Source organism: Agrobacterium vaccinii, assembly GCF_021310995.1.
Classification (GTDB): Bacteria; Pseudomonadota; Alphaproteobacteria; order Rhizobiales; family Rhizobiaceae; genus Agrobacterium; species Agrobacterium vaccinii.
In genome coordinates, this window is the sequence record NZ_CP054151.1 from 537,501 (window position 1) to 558,470 (window position 20,970).

The 20,970-nt window shown below is 58.4% G+C and carries 17 protein-coding genes (1 of these 17 cut by a window edge); 8 read left to right on the forward strand and 9 right to left on the reverse strand.

Annotation, left to right across the window (positions count from 1 at the left end):
* Both HRR99_RS17580 and HRR99_RS17585 read left to right on the forward strand, forming a co-directional pair.
* Nucleotides 1-957, forward strand: partial view of an ATPase domain-containing protein gene (locus tag HRR99_RS17580; RefSeq protein ID WP_233124059.1) — the 3' portion only. It extends 546 nt beyond the left edge of the window; 957 of the gene's 1,503 nt are visible here — the last part of the coding sequence; its start codon lies off the left edge, out of view; the stop codon is at nucleotides 955-957.
* On the forward strand, nucleotides 935-3,007 hold the full coding sequence (locus HRR99_RS17585) for a hybrid sensor histidine kinase/response regulator (protein ID WP_233124061.1): 2,073 nt from the start codon (nucleotides 935-937) through the stop codon (nucleotides 3,005-3,007). Before HRR99_RS17580 ends, HRR99_RS17585 begins: the two co-directional genes overlap by 23 nt.
* 4 nt (nucleotides 3,008-3,011) lie before the next feature.
* Here HRR99_RS17585 and HRR99_RS17590 read toward each other — a convergent pair whose 3' ends face one another.
* From HRR99_RS17590 to HRR99_RS17620, 7 genes are all read right to left on the reverse strand, one after another.
* Nucleotides 3,012-3,698 (reverse strand): response regulator, encoded by a 687-nt coding sequence (locus HRR99_RS17590; protein WP_111841220.1) that lies wholly within the window; start codon nucleotides 3,696-3,698, stop codon nucleotides 3,012-3,014.
* Complete coding sequence (locus HRR99_RS17595) at nucleotides 3,695-6,388, reverse strand: sensor histidine kinase (RefSeq protein WP_233124063.1); 2,694 nt, start codon at nucleotides 6,386-6,388, stop codon at nucleotides 3,695-3,697. The genes HRR99_RS17590 and HRR99_RS17595 overlap by 4 nt, the downstream gene beginning before the upstream one ends.
* A gap of 5 nt (nucleotides 6,389-6,393) precedes the next feature.
* Entirely contained in the window at nucleotides 6,394-6,963 is a 570-nt protein-coding gene (gene kdpC, locus HRR99_RS17600; RefSeq protein ID WP_233124065.1) for a potassium-transporting ATPase subunit KdpC, read from the reverse strand.
* A 2-nt stretch (nucleotides 6,964-6,965) separates the two neighbouring features.
* Nucleotides 6,966-9,002, reverse strand: coding sequence for a potassium-transporting ATPase subunit KdpB (kdpB, locus tag HRR99_RS17605; protein ID WP_233124066.1), 2,037 nt, complete (start codon nucleotides 9,000-9,002; stop codon nucleotides 6,966-6,968).
* A gap of 12 nt (nucleotides 9,003-9,014) precedes the next feature.
* On the reverse strand, nucleotides 9,015-10,724 hold the full coding sequence (kdpA, locus tag HRR99_RS17610) for a potassium-transporting ATPase subunit KdpA (RefSeq protein WP_233124067.1): 1,710 nt from the start codon (nucleotides 10,722-10,724) through the stop codon (nucleotides 9,015-9,017).
* A 15-nt stretch (nucleotides 10,725-10,739) separates the two neighbouring features.
* The gene (kdpF, locus tag HRR99_RS17615) at nucleotides 10,740-10,859 is read right to left on the reverse strand and encodes a K(+)-transporting ATPase subunit F (protein ID WP_111841216.1); all 120 of its coding nucleotides are present in this window, start codon (nucleotides 10,857-10,859) and stop codon (nucleotides 10,740-10,742) included.
* 168 nt (nucleotides 10,860-11,027) lie between these two features.
* Nucleotides 11,028-12,575, reverse strand: coding sequence for a cryptochrome/photolyase family protein (locus HRR99_RS17620; protein ID WP_233124068.1), 1,548 nt, complete (start codon nucleotides 12,573-12,575; stop codon nucleotides 11,028-11,030).
* A 308-nt stretch (nucleotides 12,576-12,883) separates the two neighbouring features.
* Between HRR99_RS17620 and HRR99_RS17625 the strand changes: the two genes are divergently transcribed.
* Genes HRR99_RS17625 through HRR99_RS17645 form a run of 5 tightly spaced genes read left to right on the forward strand, consistent with a single transcriptional unit; the run spans nucleotide 12,884 to nucleotide 16,777 of the window.
* Nucleotides 12,884-13,552, forward strand: a complete 669-nt coding sequence (locus tag HRR99_RS17625) for an amino acid ABC transporter permease (RefSeq protein ID WP_233124069.1) — start codon at nucleotides 12,884-12,886, stop codon at nucleotides 13,550-13,552.
* A 10-nt stretch (nucleotides 13,553-13,562) separates the two neighbouring features.
* Nucleotides 13,563-14,213, forward strand: coding sequence for an amino acid ABC transporter permease (locus HRR99_RS17630; RefSeq protein ID WP_233124070.1), 651 nt, complete (start codon nucleotides 13,563-13,565; stop codon nucleotides 14,211-14,213).
* A 33-nt stretch (nucleotides 14,214-14,246) separates the two neighbouring features.
* Nucleotides 14,247-15,086 (forward strand): transporter substrate-binding domain-containing protein, encoded by an 840-nt coding sequence (locus tag HRR99_RS17635; protein ID WP_233124071.1) that lies wholly within the window; start codon nucleotides 14,247-14,249, stop codon nucleotides 15,084-15,086.
* Nucleotides 15,087-15,099: 13 nt separating this feature from the next.
* A complete protein-coding gene (locus HRR99_RS17640) occupies nucleotides 15,100-15,861 on the forward strand; it encodes an amino acid ABC transporter ATP-binding protein (RefSeq protein ID WP_277877920.1) in 762 nt (253 codons plus the stop codon).
* A 46-nt stretch (nucleotides 15,862-15,907) separates the two neighbouring features.
* Nucleotides 15,908-16,777: a shikimate dehydrogenase gene (locus HRR99_RS17645; RefSeq protein WP_233124072.1), complete on the forward strand. Its 870-nt coding sequence runs from the start codon at nucleotides 15,908-15,910 to the stop codon at nucleotides 16,775-16,777.
* 45 nt (nucleotides 16,778-16,822) lie between these two features.
* Here HRR99_RS17645 and HRR99_RS17650 read toward each other — a convergent pair whose 3' ends face one another.
* Nucleotides 16,823-17,518 carry a TetR/AcrR family transcriptional regulator gene (locus HRR99_RS17650; RefSeq protein WP_233124073.1) on the reverse strand — a complete coding sequence of 232 codons (696 nt, stop codon included), beginning with the start codon at nucleotides 17,516-17,518 and terminating at the stop codon, nucleotides 16,823-16,825.
* 106 nt (nucleotides 17,519-17,624) lie between these two features.
* Between HRR99_RS17650 and HRR99_RS17655 the strand changes: the two genes are divergently transcribed.
* Nucleotides 17,625-19,523: a bifunctional sugar phosphate isomerase/epimerase/4-hydroxyphenylpyruvate dioxygenase family protein gene (locus HRR99_RS17655; protein WP_233124957.1), complete on the forward strand. Its 1,899-nt coding sequence runs from the start codon at nucleotides 17,625-17,627 to the stop codon at nucleotides 19,521-19,523.
* Nucleotides 19,524-19,526: 3 nt separating this feature from the next.
* On the opposite strand, the gene HRR99_RS17660 is transcribed toward HRR99_RS17655, so the two are convergent.
* On the reverse strand, nucleotides 19,527-20,810 hold the full coding sequence (locus tag HRR99_RS17660; RefSeq protein ID WP_233124074.1) for a glucoamylase family protein: 1,284 nt from the start codon (nucleotides 20,808-20,810) through the stop codon (nucleotides 19,527-19,529).
* Nucleotides 20,811-20,970: the final 160 nt, after the last annotated feature.

The following is a 20,970-nucleotide window of genomic DNA, read 5'->3' on the forward strand; positions in this document are numbered from 1 at the left end:
CACAGTGTTGTCCACGGTGTCATCCATCTTGAGGAGTTGTCACCGAATTACGGTCCAGAGCGGCGCCGGGTGCGCATTCTGAAGTATCGCGGTCAGGCCTATAGAGGTGGCTACCACGATTTTGTCATCCGCACAGGCGGCGTGGCGGTGTTTCCGCGGCTACGCGCCATTGAACATAAAACGTCGTTCACGCGCGACGTTCTGAGCAGCGGCATCAAGCGTCTCGACGGCCTGCTCGGTGGTGGCGTCAACCGTGGTTCCAGCACTTTGCTGATCGGACCTGCCGGTACTGGCAAGAGTATTTTCGGTATTCAGTTCATCGATGCTGCGATCAAGCGCGGCGAAAAGGCCGCGATGTTCATTTTCGATGAGGAGCTTGGACTGCTCTTCGACCGGATGAAGCATCTCGACATCGACCTTGAAAAGCTGCGTGATTCCGGTCATCTCTACATTGAGCAACTGGATGCGGCTGAGCTTTCTCCGGGCGAGTTTGCGCAACGGGTGCGTGAGCAGGTCGCGAAATACGATGCCAAGACGGTGCTGATCGACAGCATCAACGGCTATCAGGCAGCGATGCCCGAAGAAAACGCACTGATCCTTCACATGCACGAACTGCTTCAGTTCCTGAACAGGCAGGGCGCAAATACTTTCCTGACCGTTGCCCAGCACGGGTTGGTTGGCGACATGAAGTCCCCCGTCGATGTGACCTACCTTGCAGACACGGTCATTCTTCTCCGATACTTCGAGGCATCCGGTCGCGTTCGGCGCGCTGTTTCCGTGATCAAGAAGCGCACGGGTACCCACGAGGATACGATCCGGGAATACACCATTACCAATGAAGGCCTCATCCTTGGCGAACCGCTTTATGCCTTCCAAGGCGTGCTGCGCGGCGTCCCGTTCTTGATGTCTGAAAATGCCGGATTGACACCGGCGGATGGGAGTTCGGAAAATTTCTGAGCCCGGACATTTCGCCCTCATTTATGCCCCCAACGGCAGAGACGCCCAGATCGCGACAACCCTGCTCACCGAGGCAGGAATCGCATCGAAAGCTGTGTCGACGGTCCGGGCTATCGTGTCTGAACTCGGCGACGACGCTGCATTCGTCGTCGTTACCGAGGAGACATTGCGTTCGGCAGACCTCAAGCCTTTGTCCGACTGGATCATGGCGCAGCCAGCCTGGTCAGACTTGCCATTCATCGTTCTTACCCACCGGGGCGGCGGTCAGGACCGTAACCCGTTTGCGCTGAGACTATCGGAAATTCTAGGCAATGTGAGCTTTCTGGAGCGCCCATTCCACGCAACCACCTTCATCAGTGTGTCGCGCACGGCCTACCGGAACCGGCTTCGCCAGTTCGACGCCCGGTCCAAGATCGAGGCGCTCGCAGACGGTGAACTCTGGTTGCAGACCGCGTTGAGTGCAGGCCGCCTGGGATCGTGGCAATTAGAACTGGCGTCGATGACGCTCGACTGCTCAGGCACGTGTAAAGCCATTTTCGGGTATCCGCGAACCGCGAGCTTCGGTTATGAGAACCTGCTGGCAGGTGTGCACCCGGATGACCGCCAACGCATGCAGGCGGCGGTTCGAGATACGCTTGAGAACGGTACGGAATATTCGATCGAATACCGCGTCGTCTGGCCCGATGGTTCAATCCACTGGGCCGAAATCAAAGCACAGCTCTACCGCGACAGGCGCGGCGTGCCCACCAAGCTGGTCGGCGTTTCCGCAGATATCACGGAACGCAAGGAAGTGGCAGAGCGGCAGCGGCTGGTGAATGAAACGCTGGAACTGCGAGTGGCGGAGCGCACGGCGGAGCTTTTGCAGGCGCATGAAACCGTCATGGCTGAAGTGGATCAGCGACAGAAAGCCGAAGAGCAGTTGCGACAGGCGCTGAAGATGGAAGCGATTGGCCAACTGACGGGCGGCGTGGCGCATGACTTCAACAACCTGCTGATGGCGGTCATGGGCAATCTCGAGCTGCTGGCAAAGCATGTTTCCGGCGATGAGCGCGGCATGCGGCTGATTGATGGTGCCCTGAAAGGGGCAAAACGCGGCGCATCGCTCACGCAGCGACTGCTGGCCTTTGCCCGCAGGCAGGACCTTCAAGTCAAGCCGGTCGATATGTCGAGGCTTATTGAAGACATGGACGATCTCCTGCGTAAATCCGTTGGTTCCAGCATTGCCCTGCAATGGGCGGTGGGTAAGGATTTGCGATTTGGACTTGGCGATGCAAACCAGATCGAACTTGCTCTCCTCAATCTGGTGGTCAACGCACGAGACGCAACGCCGGAACGTGGCACGATTACCATCGGCCTTCGAGAAGACAGTGTTTTGCGTGGCTCGCCGGAGCTTGCAGCCGGTGATTATGTCGTCTTGTCCGTAACCGACACCGGCGTCGGCATGGATGCCGAAACACTGAAAAAGGCTATCGATCCCTTCTTCTCGACCAAGGAATTGGGCAAGGGCACCGGTCTCGGCCTTTCCATGATTCATGGACTGGCCTTGCAGCTCAAAGGCGCCCTCGTTTTGAAAAGCGTCAAAGGACAGGGAACGACCGCCGAGCTATGGATACCCGTCAGTGAAGAGCATGTCGGCGGATCGGTCGAGACGCATCTTCCCGAAACGGTCACTGCAAATCAACAGGTCAACAACAGGAACCTCAGAATTCTGATGGTCGATGACGATGCCCTGATCGCCATGAGTTCGGTCGATATGCTGGAAGATCTCGGTCACGAGGTCGTTGAAGCAAGCTCTGGCCGTCAGGCATTGGAGATACTGGCGAACCAGGGGCAGTTCGATCTTTTGGTAACGGACTTTTCGATGCCCGGCATGAACGGTGCGGAACTGTCGCGCAGGGCGCGCGAGCTGATACCTGGACTGCCGATCTTGATTGCGACCGGTTATGCCGATCTTCCCGAGGGTACCGACCTTGAGATCACGCGGTTGGGGAAACCCTATACGCAGGATCAGCTAGCAAGCGAGATATCCAAAGTGCTCGCATCGAATTGATGGCTCAATCGCTCAAAAGGCGATAACCGACACCCGGCTCGGTCTGAACGATTTTGGGCTGGGCTGGGTCCCGTTCGATCTTTTGTCGAAGCTGGCCGATGAAGACGCGCAGATAATGCAGGTCTTCTTCATGGGCCGGGCCCCAGACCGAGGTCAGGAGTGTGCGATGCGTCACCACGCGCCCGGCGTGATGGGCAAGCAGGGTCAAAAGATCGTATTCCTTCGGTGTCAGCCGAATGGATTTGCCGTCTCGTAGAACGATGCGCTGGATCATATCGATGGTCAGACCATCAGTCGTCACCACGGATGGAGCCTTGCTGGCCGTGCCGCGATGGCGCATGGCGGTTCTGATGCGGGCGGTCAGTTCGCCTATGGTAAAGGGCTTCTCGATGTAGTCATCGGCGCCGAGATCGAGTGCTGCGATTTTCTCCGTTTCGCGGTCGCGGGCCGACAGGATGATGATGGGTATTTCCGACCAGCCGCGCAGGCTGGCGATGACATCCTTGCCGTCCATATCCGGCAGACCGAGATCGAGGATCACCAATTCAGGTGCAGCGGTAGCAACGGCCTTGAGCGCATCCGCGCCGTTTTCGGCCTCGATCACCTCATACCCGGCAGCGGCCAGTGCTGGCCGGAGAAAACGCCTGATCTGCGGTTCGTCATCGACGACAAGAATGCGGGCAAGTGTCATGGTGATCCTGCGGTTCGGTCTTTTTCCTCTACCGGGAAACGCATGACAATACGAGTGCCTCTCTTCCTGACCGCCGGACTTTCCGCATGGATGCGCCCGCCCAGTGCCTCGACGAAACCACGGGCGATCGACAGGCCAAGCCCCGTGCCGGGGGATCGTCCATCGGATTTCGAGCGGCGGTAGAACTTCTCGAAGATGCGGTCGAGATCGGCAGCCGGGATGCCCTTGCCCAGATCGGTCACCGAGATCGCAACATCCTTGCCATCCCGGCGGACGTAGATGTTGACGGGTTCACCGCCCCCGTATTTGGCGGCATTGTCCAGAAGGTTGAACAGAACCTGCTCCAGCAACACGCTATCACCACGCATAAGCGGCAGGTCCGTCGCTATCCCGGTCTCGAAAACCTGTGCGGGGAAATATTTGCGGGCGCGGTCGGTTGCCGCACGCACCACATCACCCAGATCGACCCAGTCCCGCCGCGCTCTCAGCGTTCCCGCCGATATCCGCGTCATGTCGAGAAGATTGGCGACGAAGCGGCTCAACCGCGCGCCCTCTTCCTCAATGGATTGCAGCAGATCATCTCGGCTTTCCGGCGTCATTCGCTCTCCCAGCTCGCGAAGACTGGTGACGGCGCCGGTGATGGTGGCAAGGGGCGTGCGCAGATCGTGGGAGATGGAGGATAGCAGAGCCTCGCGGTAGCGTTCGCTTTCCAGCCGCAACGCCTGCTGGGCACTTTCGGATGACAGTCTCGCGCGGTCGATAGCCGTGGCGGTCTGATCGATGATGGCGGAAAACATGCGTTCTGCATTGGAATCCAGTGGCTCACCCGCAACTTCGTAGCCACATACGCCAACAACGCCATGCGGGCTGGTCAAAGGCCTGAACTGAAAACGGCAATTGGGCAGCGTGCCGGTTCCGGCACCTGCTGCCTCTTTCTTCGTATTGGCCCATCGCGCCGCAGCGATCTCGGCGACCCCAAGCTCGGTGTCCGGCGGCCATGCGGCAGCGGTTTCGAGCAGATCGCCATTGGGGCGCAGCAGAACGATGTTGCGGTTCAGACCCGCATGCAGTTGCGTAACGGACGCCCACAGTACCTCATCGACATCTGCGGTGCCCGAAAGCTTGCGCGCGAAGTCATAGAGCGCCTGCATGGCAGTGGCACGTGAACGCGCCGTCTGTGCCTGCTCCCGTATACGCGAGCCGAGACTACCCGCTAGAACCGCTGCGACGATGAAGATGCACAGCGCGAACACCTCGTGCGGAGATGCGATGGTAAAATTGTAAAGCGGCGGGATGAAGAAAAAATTGTAGGCGAGCGCCGACAACAGGGCGGACATCAACGCCGCCGCAAACCCGGCATAGGTTGCAGACGCAAGAACTGCCAGTAGAAACAGCAGCGAGATATTCGGCAGGTAAATGATGCGGTCGATCAGCACCCCGACAATCGTCGCCGGCAAAACCGAGATCAATGCAACGGCAAAAGGCCGGGTAAGAGCTGGAAGGCGCGGCCAGGGCGAGGGTCTTTTTGCAGGACGTTTGAGCTTATCGTCAGACGTAACGATATGGAGCCCGATGCCGCTCATCTCGCGCGTCAGCGCATCTGCCAGACTGTTGCGCAGGGCAAAACCCGGCCATCGGCGGCGTTGCGAACCGATGACGACCTGCGTTGCGTGTTCTCGCTTGGCCAGTTTCAGAATTTCGGCAACGAAGTCACTGCCCGTCACTCTGCCTGTTTCAGCACCGAGCTTTTCTGCCAGCCGAAACGTATCGTCTATCCGGCGAAGGTCTTCGTCATCCATGGTTTCCCGGTCGTAGCGGGCAACACTCACCACCAGCCACGGCGCGTTCAGACCGGACGCCAGACGGCTCGCCACACGCACGACTTTTTCCGACAGAGCATCGGCGCCGATGCACACAAGAAGCCGCTCCCCCGTTGCCCACGGGCCTTCGATGGCGTTCTGGCGCAGATAATCGATCATCTGGTCATCGACTCGGTCGGCGGTTCGCCGCAGCGCCAGTTCCCGCAAGGCGGTGAGATTTCCGAGGCGAAAGAAACGGTCCGCTGCGCGCCGGGCACTGGCGGGAAGATAGACCTTGCCATCCTGCAAACGCGTAATCAGTTCGGCGGGCGGCAAATCGACCAGAAGGACCTCATCGGCCTTTTTCAAAACGGTATCCGGCACCCTTTCACGCACGTTGACGCCGGTGATCTGCTCGACCAGATCCGACAGACTTTCGAGATGCTGAATGTTGAGCGCCGTCCACACGTCGATGCCCGCATTGATCAGCTCTTCGATATCCTGATAACGCTTGGGATGCCTGAAGCCATCGGGGTTGGAATGGGCGAGTTCATCGACAATGACGGTGGCCGGTTTACGTGCGAGCGCGGCATCCAGATCGAATTCCAGCAGTTCCTTGCCGTGATAGGCGACCGGCAGGCGCGGCAGGATTTCCAGCCCGTCCAGCAGAGCCGAGGTTTCTGTGCGTCCGTGCGTTTCCACAAGCCCGGCCAGTATTTCCGTGCCCTCTTTGCGCAGCCGCTGGGCGCGGTTCAGCATGGCATAGGTTTTGCCGACACCGGGGGCAGCGCCTAGAAAAATAGTTAGCTTGCCCCGGCGGTCTTTCTCCGCCAGGGCAAGCAATGCATCGGGGTCGGGACGGTTCGTCTCGTATGGCTCGTTTGCCGGCATCCGTATCAACTCTTCAGCGCATCGAGCGCAAGATTGAGCTCTAGCACATTCACACGCGGCTCGCCTACAATTCCGAGGGCTCTGGTCTCGGTATGGGTTTGAACGAGCGCCCTCACCTGCTCCGGTGAAATCTGCCGCGCACTGGCCACCCGCGCCACCTGCGCATCGGCGAATTCAGGCGAAATATGCGGATCGAGGCCGGAACCTGAAGTCGTGACGGCATCTGCCGGAACAGGGGCGGTCAGGCCACCGGATTTCAACTTTTCCACATCGGCTGCCACACGGTCGCGCAGCTTTGCCGATGTGGTGCCAAGGTTGGAGCCGGATGAGGCGGACGCATTGTAGGCGTCCGGTGATGTGGCCGATGGCCTTGGCCAGAAATAGCGCTCGGTCGTGAAGTTTTGGCCGATCAGCGCAGAACCGACCACGGCGTCGCCGCGGCGGATCAGCGAACCATTTGCCTGTTGCGGCATGAGTGTCTGGGCAATGCCGGTAACCGCAAGCGGATAGGCAACGCCGGTGACGAGGGTCAAAAGACCGAGAAAAACGATAGCGGGTCTGATAAGTTTGAACATGGTCACACCAGGTGCAGGGCCGAAACGGCCAGATCGATAATCTTGATACCGGCGAAAGGTAGCAACAGACCACCAACGCCGTAGATGAACAGGTTTCTACGCAGCAGAGAGGCCGCGCTGGAGGGACGATAGGCAATGCCTTTCAGCGCCAGCGGTATCAGCGCGATGATGATCAGCGCGTTGAAAATGACGGCAGACAGAATGGCCGACTGCGGCGTCGAAAGTCCCATGATGTTGAAGGCGCCGAGTGCGGGATAGGTGGCGACGAACAGCGCGGGGATGATCGCGAAGTATTTGGCGACGTCGTTTGCGATGGAGAATGTCGTCAGCGAACCGCGTGTCATCAAAAGTTGTTTGCCGATCTCCACGATTTCGATGAGCTTGGTCGGGCTGGAATCGAGATCGACCATATTTGCGGCTTCGCGGGCGGCCTGGGTGCCTGTCTGCATGGCCACGCCGACATCGGCCTGCGCCAGCGCTGGCGCATCGTTGGTACCATCGCCGCACATGGCGATCAGCCTGCCGCCCTGTTGCTCCCGGCGAATATAGGCGAGCTTGTCTTCGGGCGTCGCTTCGGCCAGGAAGTCATCGACCCCAGCTTCCGAAGCGATGGCGGCGGCGGTTACGGGATTGTCGCCCGTGACCATGACCGTGCGGATACCCATCGCGCGCAGCGCCGCAAAACGTTCCTTGATACCGGGCTTCACCACGTCTTTCAGATGGATGACACCCAACAGGCGGTTACCATCGGCAACACCGAGCGGGGTGCCACCTGAGCGTGCCACGCTTTCCACCGCCTGAAGAAATTCCGCAGGCGCATCTTTGTCCGACATGCCAGTGAATTTCAGCACGGCATCGATGGCACCTTTGCGCAAACGATGCGGGCCCATGTCGATACCGGACAGGCGGGTCTGGGCACTGAACGCGATGGTGTTGTCGGCCACGGCCTTAGGCGCTGCGATGCCGAAATCACCCATGGCGAGTGCTGCAATCGAGCGACCCTCCGGCGTTTCATCGGAAAGGCTGGCCAGAAGTGCGGCCTCTGCAAGCTGCTGCTGGCTAACGCCTGGTGCGGCGATGAAATCTGCCGCCATGCGGTTGCCGAACGTAATCGTGCCCGTCTTGTCGAGCAGCAGCGTGTCGACATCACCAGCCGCTTCCACCGCGCGACCGGAGGTGGCGATGACGTTGAAGCGCACGAGCCTATCCATACCGGCGATGCCGATGGCCGAGAGAAGACCGCCGATGGTCGTCGGAATGAGTGTGACGAGCAAGGCGGCCAGCACGGTGACCGACAGCACCGTGCCGGAATATCCTGCAAGACCCCAGATCGTGACGACGACGATGAGAAACACCAGCGTCAGGCCCGATAGAAGGATCGAGAGTGCAATTTCGTTCGGTGTCTTCTGCCGTTCGGCGCCTTCGATCAGCGCAATCATGCGGTCCACGAAGCTGGCACCGGGCGGCGTGGTAATGCGGATTTTAAGGCGATCCGACAGGACCTGCGTCCCGCCCGTTACCGCCGACCGGTCGCCGCCGGATTCGCGAATGACGGGTGCGGATTCGCCTGTGATCGCGCTTTCATTGACCGAGGCGACGCCTTCGATCACTTCGCCGTCACCCGGAATGAGTTCGCCTGCATCGACGATGACGACATCGCCGACAACGAGCATGGTTGCCGGAACGGCTTCCTCCGTGCCGTTGGAGACGACCCGGCGTGCGGTGAGGTCAGAACGTCCGCGCTTCAGGCTTTCCGCCTGAGCCCGGCCCCTGCCCTCCGCCACCGCTTCGGCAAAGGTTGCGAACAGCACCGTGAACCAGAGCCATGCGGCGATCTGGCCTGAAAAAATGGCTGTTTCGCTGCCTTTGATAAGGTCACGCAGGAAGAGGATCGACACCAGTGCTGCGACGACCTCGGTGACGAAGATCACCGGCGCACGGACCAATTGTCTCGGGTCGAGTTTGACGAAGGCCTGCCTGGCCGCAGGCAGGATGATTGCAGGATCGAAAAGACCAGGTTTTGCTGGCTTTTGTGACATGAACTTTGTCCTTTAGAACGTTTGGCCAGCGAGCATTGCGAAATGTTCGACAATGGGGCCGAGCGCCAGAGCCGGGAAATATTGCAGCCCGCCAAGAATGAGGATGATGCCGATCAGCAGGCCGACGAAGAGCGGGCCATCCGTTGGGAATGTGCCGCTGGATGCCGGAACCCGGATTTTCGCTGCCAGCGAACCGGCAATGGCCATGACAGGAATGACATAGGCAAAGCGTCCCAAGAGCATGGCGATGCCGAGCGTGGTATTATACCAGGGCGTATTGCCAGAGAGCCCGCCGAAGGCAGAACCATTGTTGCCCGCAGCCGAGGTGTAGGCATAGAGGATTTCCGAAAGACCGTGCGGGCCTGCCGTACCGATGCTTGCGAGGGCCGAAGGAAGAAGTGCCGACACCGCAGAGAAACCGAGAATGGCGACGGGCAGGATGAGAACGGCCAGCATGGCGCATTTCATTTCCCTTCCTTCGATCTTCTTGCCCAGAAACTCCGGGGTACGACCGACCATCAGACCTGCAACGAAAACCGCAAGAAGCGAGAAGACGAGCATGCCGTAGAGGCCGGAACCCACGCCGCCCGGCAGAATTTCACCAAGCTGGATAAGGAACATCGGAACCAGTCCACCGAGACCGGTGAAGGAGCCATGCATGCCGTTGACGCCGCCATTCGATACACCGGTTGTCACAGCGGCATAAAGCGCGTTCATGGCCTGGCCGAAGCGGACTTCCTTGCCCTCCATATTGCCCTGCAAGGAATCGACGCCCAGCGCCGTCAGGATTGTATTACCTGATGATTCCGCCCAGTAGATCACGGCAACACCCGCGAATAGAAGGGCGCCCATGGTGGCGAGCAGAACCCAGCCCTGGCGGCGGTTACCAACCATTTGGCCGAAGGTATAAACAAGGGCTGCCGAAATGGCCAGCATCGCAAAAATATTGAGATAATTGGCGAATGCCGTGGGATTTTCAAACGGATGGGCGGCATTGGCATTGAAGAAGCCACCACCATTGGTGCCCAGTTGCTTGATCGCTTCCTGGCTGGCGACAGGTCCGACCGAGATCACCTGCTGGGCACCCTCGAGTGTCGTCGCGGTGACGGTTCCGTCCAGTGTCTGGGGAACGCCCATGGCGACGAAGGCGAGGGCAACGATGAGGGCGAGCGGCAGCAACACATAGAGCGTCGCTCTCGTCATATCGACCCAGAAATTGCCAAGCGTGGTGGATTGCGAGCGGGCAAAAGCGCGTGTGAAGGCCACCGCAAGCGCGATGCCGACGGCGCCGGAAAGAAAATTCTGCACCGACAATCCGACCATCTGGCTGAAATTGCTCATGGTCGCTTCACCGGCATAGTTCTGCCAGTTGGTGTTGGTCACGAAGCTGACGGCGGTATTGAACGCCAGATCCGGCGGCACATTGGCAAAGCCCTGCGGATTGAGCGGCAGATAGGCCTGCAAACGCAATATGGCGTAAAGAGCGAGGAAGCTTGCTATCGAGAATGCAAGCATGGAAAGCGTGTAGGCCAGCCATCCCTGTTCCTTTTTGGGGCTGGTGCCTGCGGCCAGATAGATGACGTTTTCGACGGGGACGAGAACGGGAGACAAAAACGTTCTTTCGCCTGAGAACACCTTGGCCATGTAAAGACCGAGCGGCTTGACGACAGCCAGCACGGCGAGAATGAGGAGGCTGATTTGCAGCCACCCGAGAATAGTCATGGGAATTCTCCGAGATCAGAAGCGTTCAGGACGCAGCAGCGTCACGACGAGATAGACGGCAAGGCCGCCCGCGACGACGAGGGCAATCAAAGGCTCCATTACGTCACCCTTAGAGACGGTTGAGCGCACGTGCATAGAGCGCAAAGCCCAGCAGCACAGCACTTCCAAGAAGGACAAAAGCAAGATCGGACATAGGTTTCTCCATATGATCAGGAGAACACCCTAGTCCTAGTCCGCGTCAGGGTTCGATTGGGAAGATGGGCTGGCGACATAAGGAAAAGATAAAGACGCCGGTGTGAGTCCTCAGACGGGAACGCCGTCATCCAGCTTTTGCAGGAACGCGCGCGCACTATCGAGGTAGGTCTTCTGCTGCTCCTCGCTCATTCTGCGCCATGTCGCGTAAGGCTGGGCGAGCCTGCGGTTGGCAGACAGTTTCTCGGCGTTTCGCGCCAGAAAATCCCAGTAGAGAGCATTGAACGGACATGCGCCGTCGCCTGTTTTTTTGCGCACATCGTAGCGACAGTTTTCGCAGTAATCCGACATGCGGGAAATATAGGCGCCGCTTGCTGCATAGGGCTTTGAGCCCAAAAGCCCACCATCGGCAAACTGGCTCATGCCGATGACATTCGGAAGCTCCACCCACTCATAGGCATCGGCATAGACTTCCAGATACCATTCATGAAGCGCATGGGGATCGAGCCCTGCCAGCATGGCGAAATTGCCTGTGATCATCAGGCGCTGAATGTGGTGGGCGTAGGCATTCTCGATAGTCTCGCCGATAACCGTGGACAGACATGCCATCTGAGTCTCCGCCGTCCAGAAGAAATCCGGCAGTGGACGTGAGGCGTCGAAGAAATTGCGCTGTGCGTATTCCGGCATGAAGAGCCAATAGATGCCCCGCATATATTCCCGCCAGCCAATGATCTGGCGGATGAAGCCCTCAACGGCATTGATCGGCGCTTTGCCTTCGAGATACGCCCGCTCAGCCGCCTGACAGACGGAGAGGGCATCGAGAAAGCCGATATTGATATAGAACGACAGCAGCGAGTGATTGACGAAGGGATCGCTCGAAATCATAGCATCCTGGGTCTCGCCGAATTTGGGCAGGAAGTCTTCGATGAAGACATCCGCTGCCCGTTCTGCATCCTTTCGCGTGACGGCAAAGGCAAAGCCCTCTGCGGACCCCATGTGATCGCCAAACCTGAGATCAACGAGTTTCATCACTTCCCGTGTCGTCTCGTCGGGTACGAAGCGTGAGTGGCGAGGGCGAAACAGGTCCGGCTTGGCGGGTGACCGGTTCTCGCTGTCGAAGTTCCAGCGCCCTCCTGCCGGTGCATCACCTTCCATCAACAGCCCGGTCTTGCGGCGCATGTCGCGGTAAAAGAACTCCATCGTCAACTGACGGCGTCCCTGAGCCCAGGTCTTGAATTCGTCGTGTGAGCAAAGGTAGCGCCCATCGGGTCGGATATCGACTGGCAGGCCGATATCTGCCTGCCACCCGCGCATCTGTTCCAGAACACGCCATTCGCCGGGTTCGGTAACGACGATCGCTTCAGGCCGTAAATCATCAACGGCTCGCTTCAGTTCAGACGTGAACGAACCAGTATTGTCGGCATCATCGAGTTTTATGTAGCGGACCTTGTACCCTTCAGCGGATAGTTCATCGGCAAAATGGCGCATGGCCGACAGAATGAAGATGATCTTCTTGCGGTGGTGCCGGACATAGGAGGTTTCTTCCGCGACCTCGCATAGAAGAACAACGTCATGCTTACGATCTATGCCGTTAAGGCTCGATATGTTTATCGAGAGTTGGTCACCCAGTATAAAGACGAGGTTCCGGCAGCGCGCCATGGCAGAAGCATCCTTATGTTACCGACATATAACGAGGGAGGCACGCTGGTGGATGAGGCAGAGGGCAAATATATCCGGCTCGCATAACCGGTTTTTCACAGCCATATTTCCTGCGACAACACATACGAAAACAACCGCGTTAACCCACGCTTGACAAGTATGAACTAACTGGTACAAACATTGTGTTGCCGATGAATGGATGCGCGGGAGGCGCTGATATCGGCACGTTAAAAATCCGGTAGCTTTAGACGCTAGTGGCAAGAATAGTGAGCAGGGCAATTCGCGCTTTGCTGGAGAGGGGAGGATCGATGTCATACACGCTGGATTTCTCGGCAGTTCTCGACCGTCTGCCTGAACTGTTGCTTGCCTGCCTCGCGACGATTGGCCTTGCTCTCGCAGGCATGTTTCTCGCCACCATTATCGGCGTTCTCGGTGTCACCGCCCGCAGCTCTTCGTTCAAGCCGCTGCGCGCGCTGGTCATCGCCTTTGTCGAAGTCATCCGCAACACGCCGTTTCTGGTCCAGATTTTCTTCATCTTCTTTGCCCTTCCGCAAATGGGTCTGCGGCTCAACCCAACGACGACAGCCATCGTAGCGCTCGCATTGAACGGCGGCGCCTACGCGATCGAAATCATTCGCGGCGGCGTGGATGCTGTTCCCAAGGGACAGGTGGAAGCGGGGCTAGCGCTCGGTCTGCGTCGCTCCCAGATTTTCCGTCACATCATTTTGAAACCGGCCCTGCGCGCCGTCTATCCGTCGCTCACCAGCCAGTTCATCATGCTGACGCTGACGACATCCGTCTGCACATCCATTGCGGCCTATGAGCTGACATCGGTTGCGCAACGGATCGAGGCAGAAACGTTCCGCTCTTTCGAGGTCTATTTCTCCATCACACTTCTCTACCTCGTCATTTCCTCGCTCATGATGGCCGTTTTCGCTTTGATTTCGCGCCTGTCATTCAGCTACCCGGTCAAGTGAGGCAAAAACAATGGCACCTATCGGCACCAACGAATTGTTTTTTCTAATGCAGGGTCTCAAGTGGACGCTGGCATTGACACTGATCGGCTTTATCGGCGGCGGCGTGTTCGGCCTCTGCGTAGCGCTCGCCAGAACAGCTGAAAACAAGATCGGCCAGCGCGTGACAGCCGGTTACATCGCCGTGTTTCAGGGCACGCCGCTGTTGATGCAGCTTTTCGTCGTTTATTATGGCGTTGCGCTTGTGGGTCTGGATATCGACGCATGGCTTGCCGTGGCCGTGGCCTTTACGCTGCATGCCAGCGCCTTTCTCGGTGAAATCTGGCGCGGCGGCATTCAGGCCGTTCCCAAGGGACAGACGGAAGCCGCAAAAGCGCTTGGTCTGCACTATGTCTCGCGCATGAAAGATGTCGTACTGCCGCAGGCGCTGAAGATTTCCCTGCCCGCGACCATCGGTTTTCTCGTGCAGCTCATCAAGGGCACATCGCTTGCCGCCATCGTCGGCTTCGTGGAGCTATCACGCGCCGGGCAGATCGTTTCCAACCAGACATTCAAGCCGCTGACCGTTTTTGCCATCGTCGGTTTGATCTATTTTCTCATTTGCTGGCCGCTCTCCCTTTGGGGCGCCGGTGTCGAAAAGCGGCTTCAGACCGCCTCACGCTAACCATGCCATCAGCTTTGTAAGGAGGAGCAAAAGATGAAACTCAACAGCTTGAAAATGAACCGCCGTGTGTTGCTTGCGTTTGCAGCAGCAACCGTCGCCCTGCCGTTCGCAGCACCGGTCAGCGCCGTTGCCGGAACGCTCGAAGAAGCGAAAGCCAAGGGCAAAGTCGTAATCGGTATTCAGGGCGACAACTCGCCTTGGGGCTTCGTGAACTCCAGCGGCGTTCAGGACGGTCTCGACGCCGATATCGGCAAGGCCTTCGCGGATTATCTCGGCGTCAAGGTCGAGTTCGTACCGCTCGCCGTTGCCAACCGCATCCCGGCCCTGATGACGGGCAAAGTCGACGTCCTCTTCGCCACCATGGGTATGACGGCAGAGCGCGCAAAGACGATCCAGTATTCCCAGCCATACGCCGGTAACGTGCTGTCCGTCTACGGACCGAAGGATAAGAAGATTGCCGGTTACGACGACCTGACGGGCGTATCTGTCGGCGTTCCAAAGTCCAGCGCCATGGACACATCCATCACCGCAGGTGCTGGCACCAAGGCCAACATCCTGCGCTTCGATGACGATGCCGCCAATATTCAGGCTCTGATTTCTGGACAGGTGGAAGTCGTCGGTGGCAACCAGTTTTACGGCGACCGCCTGAATGCCGCAGCCGCTGGCAAGTACGAACCCAAGTTCGACCTGACCACGCTGTACAACGGTGCAGGCACGCGCCCGGGTGAAAAGGACTGGAACGAATCCATCAACGCATTCCTGGTCAAGATCAAGGGCGATGGCGAACTTGCGAAAATCTACACCAAGTGGATGAAGCGCGAAGTTCCAGCCTTCCCGGAATCCCTGCCTGAGATTCCGTTCACCGTAAAGTAATCCGGAGGCTCCCATGCTACAGACCGCCGACACTCAGGTTCCGCTGATCGCTCTTGAAGCGGTGGAAAAGTGGTATGGAGCCTTTCACGCACTCAAAAACATCAATCTGACGGTTCGCAAGGGTGAGAAGATCGTCCTTTGCGGGCCGTCCGGTTCCGGCAAATCAACGCTGATACGTTGCATCAATCATCTGGAGGAAATCCAGACTGGCACGATCACCGTCGAAGGTACCAAACTGACATCCTCGACAAGCGCCATCGACACCGTCAGACGCGAAGTTGGCATGGTGTTTCAGAATTTCAACCTGTTTCCGCACAAGACGATCCTTGAGAACTGCACCCTTGCGCCTATGCGGGTAAAAGGTCTTTCCAAGGCCGAGGCCGAAAAGACAGCCCGGAAATATCTGGAGCGCGTGCGCATTCTGGATCAGGCCGACAAATACCCCGCCCAGCTTTCAGGTGGTCAGCAGCAGCGCGCAGCCATTGCCCGCGCGCTGTGCATGGAGCCGAAGGCCATGCTTTTCGATGAACCGACATCCGCGCTCGACCCGGAAATGGTCAAGGAAGTGCTCGATACCATGATCGGCCTTGCCCGCGATGGCATGACAATGATTTGCGTGACGCACGAGATGGGATTTGCTCGTCAGGTCGCCGACCGCGTGGTGTTCATGGCATCCGGCGAAATCATCGAAGAAGCTCCACCGGAGGAGTTTTTCCGCAATCCCCGACATCAGCGAACACGCACGTTCCTCGGCGAAATTCTCGCCCATCACTGACCCGCGTGCTGGTCTCTCTTGCCCTCTCCCGATGAGAATGCCTGCTATGACAGAGAAAACATCCCTGAAAGTCGGCCTGATCGGTGCCGATATCCAGCTTTCCAAAACGCCAGCCATGCATATGCGCGAAGGCGCTGCGCACGGCATCGCCTATGATTACGAGCTGATCGATATCAACACACGGCATGTGCCCGAAAGCGCTTTGCCGGACCTTCTCGATGAAGCCGAATCCAGAGGATTTGCAGGCGTCAACATCACGCATCCGTTCAAGCAGCGGGTCATCGGGCTTCTTCATGACCTGTCGGAAGACGCCCGTATGCTGGGTGCCGTCAACACGGTGGTGTTTCGCGATGGAAAGCGGACGGGCCACAACACGGACTGGTACGGCTTTTATGAAAGCTTCAAGCGCGGACTGCCGGATGCAAAACGTGACCGCGTTTTGCTGATCGGTGCGGGTGGCGCAGGTGTGGCGGTTGCCCATGCGGCCTTGAAGCTGGAGATTGGCCACCTCGACATTCTCGATCAGGATATCAGCCGGGCGAGACAGCTTGCGGACCAGTTGAATGCCCGGTTTGGCACGCCACGTGCGTTTGCGGTCGAGAGCGCGGAAAGCTCCCTCCCCCACGCTGACGGTTTGATCCATGCGACACCGACAGGCATGCCAGCGCATCCCGGCATACCGGTTCCCGCTTCATTGATAGAAGCGCGTCATTGGGTGGCCGATATCGTCTATATGCCGTTGGTGACGGAGTTGCTGGCGCAAGCCACGCGAAAAGGCTGCAAGGTTCTACCCGGCGGCGGCATGGCCGTGTTTCAGGCCGTGGATGCCTTCCGGCTTTTTTCGGGAAAAGAGCCCGATCCCGAACGCATGAGCGCGCATTTCAACGAATTGTGCATGAACGAGGCTGCGGCATGAACTCGGCTTGCAGCGCCTACGAAAGCGGCTCTTCGGCGCGCTGCGTCACAACCCGGTTTGTTCGGTAGCGCCGATATGATCGACCCGAAGCACATAGCGCAGCACCATCTCAGCGACATGCTTCGAGAGAGCTTCCTGACCGTTGTCGGTAAACAGGCTGTCCCCGAAAATGAAAGAAAACGTGGCTGCGTTCGAAACGTTGAAGAACGACAGCGCGCTGATCTGCCAATGCAGCTCGAGCGCTTCAACGCCCTCACGAAAAATGCCCTGACTTTGGCCGCGCGCCAGCACGTTTTCAAGCGCGCCGATCGCCGGACGGTTGAGCTGGCGGATGGTTTCGGATGCCTGCATGTGTCGCCCATGGTGGACATTCTCGATCATGACCATGCGAATGAAAGCCGGATTCCGGCGGTGGTGATCGAAGGTGAAACGACAGAGCTTTTCCAACGCCGCGCGCGGCTCCATGCCATCGAGCTCGAGGTCGCTTTCTCCACCACGCACCTTGGCATAGGCCTCTTCAAGCGCTTGCTGGTAGAGCCCCTCCTTGTCGCCGTAATAATAGTAAATCATGCGCTTGGACGTACGTGTGCGGGCGGCAATCTCGTCGATCCGCGCACCGGACAGGCCGTTTTGCGAAAACTCGTCCATGGCGACCGACAGAATATCACGTCGCACCCCTTCGGGGTCGCGTTTGGACTGCCGCACAGTGCTGGTCTTGCTCGAAGTTTCGGCTTTGGTCATCGTCCACCCATTGCCGGTCGCCCGGCTTATTATTAACTAATTAGTACATAATCTCGGAAAGGAAGGCAATATGGTCATCTCTGGCACGACACAGCAAAAGCTGCCGATGCGGACATCCATCGCAACCGTTTCCATCAGCGGAGAATTTCCCGAAAAGCTCGCCGCTATTGCCAAGGCCGGGTTCTCCGGTGTGGAAATTTTCGAGAACGACTTCCTGACCTACGATGCCTCTCCCCGTGAGGTCCGCGCCATGGTGCGCGACCATGGGCTCGAAATCACGCTGTTCCAGCCGTTCCGCGACTTCGAGGGCATGCCGGATCATCACCGGCAGCGTGCTTTCGAGCGCGCTGAACGCAAGTTCGACATCATGGGCGAGCTTGGCACCGATCTTATGTTGATTTGCTCCAACGTGTCTCCGATTTCCCTCGGCGGCATCGATCGCGCCGCCAATGATTTCAACGAGCTGGGCGAGCGGGCCGCAAAACATGGCCTGCGCGTCGGCTATGAGGCGCTGGCATGGGGCCGCCACATCAGCGACCACCGCGATGCCTGGGAAGTCGTGCGCCGCGCCGACCACAACAATGTCGGCATCATTCTCGACAGTTTTCATACGCTGTCGCGCAAGATCGACCCCAACTCCATCCGCTCCATTCCTGGCGACAAGATTTTCATCGTCCAGCTTGCGGACGCACCGCTGTTCGACATGGACCTGCTCTACTGGAGCCGACACTTCCGCAACATGCCCGGCGAAGGCGATCTGCCGGTCGTGGATTTCATGCGCGCCGTGGCAGCAACTGGCTATTCCGGTCCCTTGTCCCTTGAGATTTTCAACGACCAGTTCCGCGGCGGTTCTGCGCGTCTGCTGGCCGAAGATGGCCACCGCTCGCTGGTCAACCTGATGGATAAGGTTCACAGGCTGGAGCCGGACATCAACATCGGCGTGACCGACATGCCAAGCCCGGTCGAAACGACCGGCGTCGAATTCGTAGAGTTTACCACCGGGCAAAACGAAAAAGCCGATCTGGAACGGCTGCTCTTGACGCTCGGCTTTGCCAAATCCGCACGCCACTGCAATCGCGAAGTCGACCTTTACACGCAAGGTGACATCCGCATCGTCATCAACACGGACAGTACAGGTGATAGTTTTGCAGGCGCGTCCTATTCCGTGCATGGGACCAACGCCTACGCCTTTGGCCTCAAGGTGGAAAACGCGGCGGCGGCACTCGAGCGCGCGGCAGCGCTGGGTGCACCGACATTCTTTGAACCCCGCAAGAGCGGAGAGGCATCCATTCCGGCCATTCAGGGCGTGGGTAATGGCGTCATCTATTTCCTTGATGGCTCCCCTGCCCTCTCATCGATCTGGGACCAGGAATTTCTCCCACTCGAACCTGAGACCGAGGGCAGTGCCGGATTGACCCGCATCGACCATCTCGCCCAGACGACTCGCTACGACGAAATGTTGACGTGGCTTTTGTTCTACACGTCGATCTTTTCCATGCGCCGCACACCCATGGTCGATGTCGTGGAGCCGGGCGGACTTGTGCGCAGTCAGGCAATCGAGAGCCTGCCAAAACCGGATTTTCGTCTAACGATGAACGGGGCGGACAATCGCAAGACATTCGCAGGAAAGTTTCTGGCAGAAGGCTTCGGCACCAGCATCCAGCACATCGCCTTTTCCACGGACGACATCTTCGCAACCGCACGCGAACTCCAGGCGCGCGGCTTTCACGCGCTGCCCATCTCCCGCAACTATTATGACGATCTCGAAGCGCGGTTCGGTCTGGAACCGGAATTGTCGGATGCGCTGCGCGGCTCCAGTATTCTCTATGACCGCGATGACAATGGTGAATATTTCCAGATCTACAGCCAGACCTTCGGAGAAGGGTTCTTCTTCGAAATCGTGGAGCGGCGTGGTCAATACACCGGATATGGAGCGATGAATGCCCCGTTCCGCATCGGCGCGCAGCGTCGTTTGCTGCGCCCGGAAGGCATGCCACGCGATTAGGTCTCAGGCAACGTGTTCGGCGCCCGACTTGCCGTCGATCTGGAAACCGAGACGGTCGAGACCGCGCTGGACCTCCGGCGCACTCATGAACAAGGCCCATAGAAGCCCGGATCGGTAATTCTCCATCATGGCGATGACTGGGCCCTGGTCTATGGCCAGATGCGTATCCGCAACCCAGCCGGTAACAGGTGAAAACGCATCGACGAAGCCGTACCGGCCCATCAGCTTGCCGCCCTCGAATTTTGCAAAGGCGCGCGCCGCCTTCGCCGCCTCATCCGGCAAGACCGCAAAACTGGAAAGAGCGGCTGTCGGCGAGATGACATCGATGTCCTGCGTCGGCGAATTGACGCGGTAGCCCTTCGGCCCATCGCTTGCCGTCATGCCCCAGATGTCAGAGCCCGGATATTTGGACTGGCAGTAGCTGTGATTGATCCGCGTATGGGCGTCGATCTGCTGCCAGTAATCGCAGTAACGGTCGGACAATCCACGCGGATCGAGCCCGCAAAAGGAATATTGCGAGAGAAAAAGCGGCCCGCCATAGGGCTCGCCCAGCGGCAAGACGGTGCCGAGATAAGTGTTACCGTTCACCATCTCACCCGACCGCGCCCATCCCTCATGATAATGCACGGGTTCGATGGAATGCGTTTTTGCGCCTGCCGCCAGCACGTAGCAGACAAGCGCCTCGTTCCAGCCGCTGACGGGAATGTTGAAGCACCATCTGTGCTTCGGGCTCCAGTGCCACCAGAGGGCACCGTCCTTTCCGCGCGTGTACCAGTCCCATTCGACGCCCGTCACCAGTTCCTGGGCAAGCGCGCGGAACCGTGTTTCGGCGAGGGTGGAGCGCGAGAAGTATTGCCGGGCGCAGATCAAACCCTGCAACAGCAAGGCCGTCTCCACGAGGTCACCGCCATCGTCCTTCGGGCCGAAGGGTATGACCTCGCAGGTCTCACCGTGAAGAAAATGCGCGAATGCGCCATGAAAGCGTTTGGCCTTGTGCAGCGCGCCGACCATTGTCGTAACGCGCTCCAGCGCCTGATCTCGCGAAATCCAGTGGCGCTCAGTACCGACTATGATGGCCATGAACGCGAAGCCCGTGCCGGACACGGAGGTGATTTCGTTGATGACCGTTCCATCGGCACGCAGGCGATCCCGCGCCAAGCCGGAGACGGGGTGGCTGCCAAGCCAGAAATACTCGAACGTCCGGTATTGGATGTCTTCGATATCATCGGGGATGGAACGAGCGACTGAAATGGCTTGCGCGTCGAATAAATGGCTTTCGGTATCCAAAATGCTATCCAGCTTTTCTTTGCAATAACGCAATTCTAGCCGAAAGATTCTGGCAATTTAATAGCACTCATCCAACTCCGTTTCACCATTCCTCCTTCATTTCTAGCAGGGTGGGCAGCCGCACCCTCCAACCTCATGCTGAGGTGGAGCAAAGCGACCC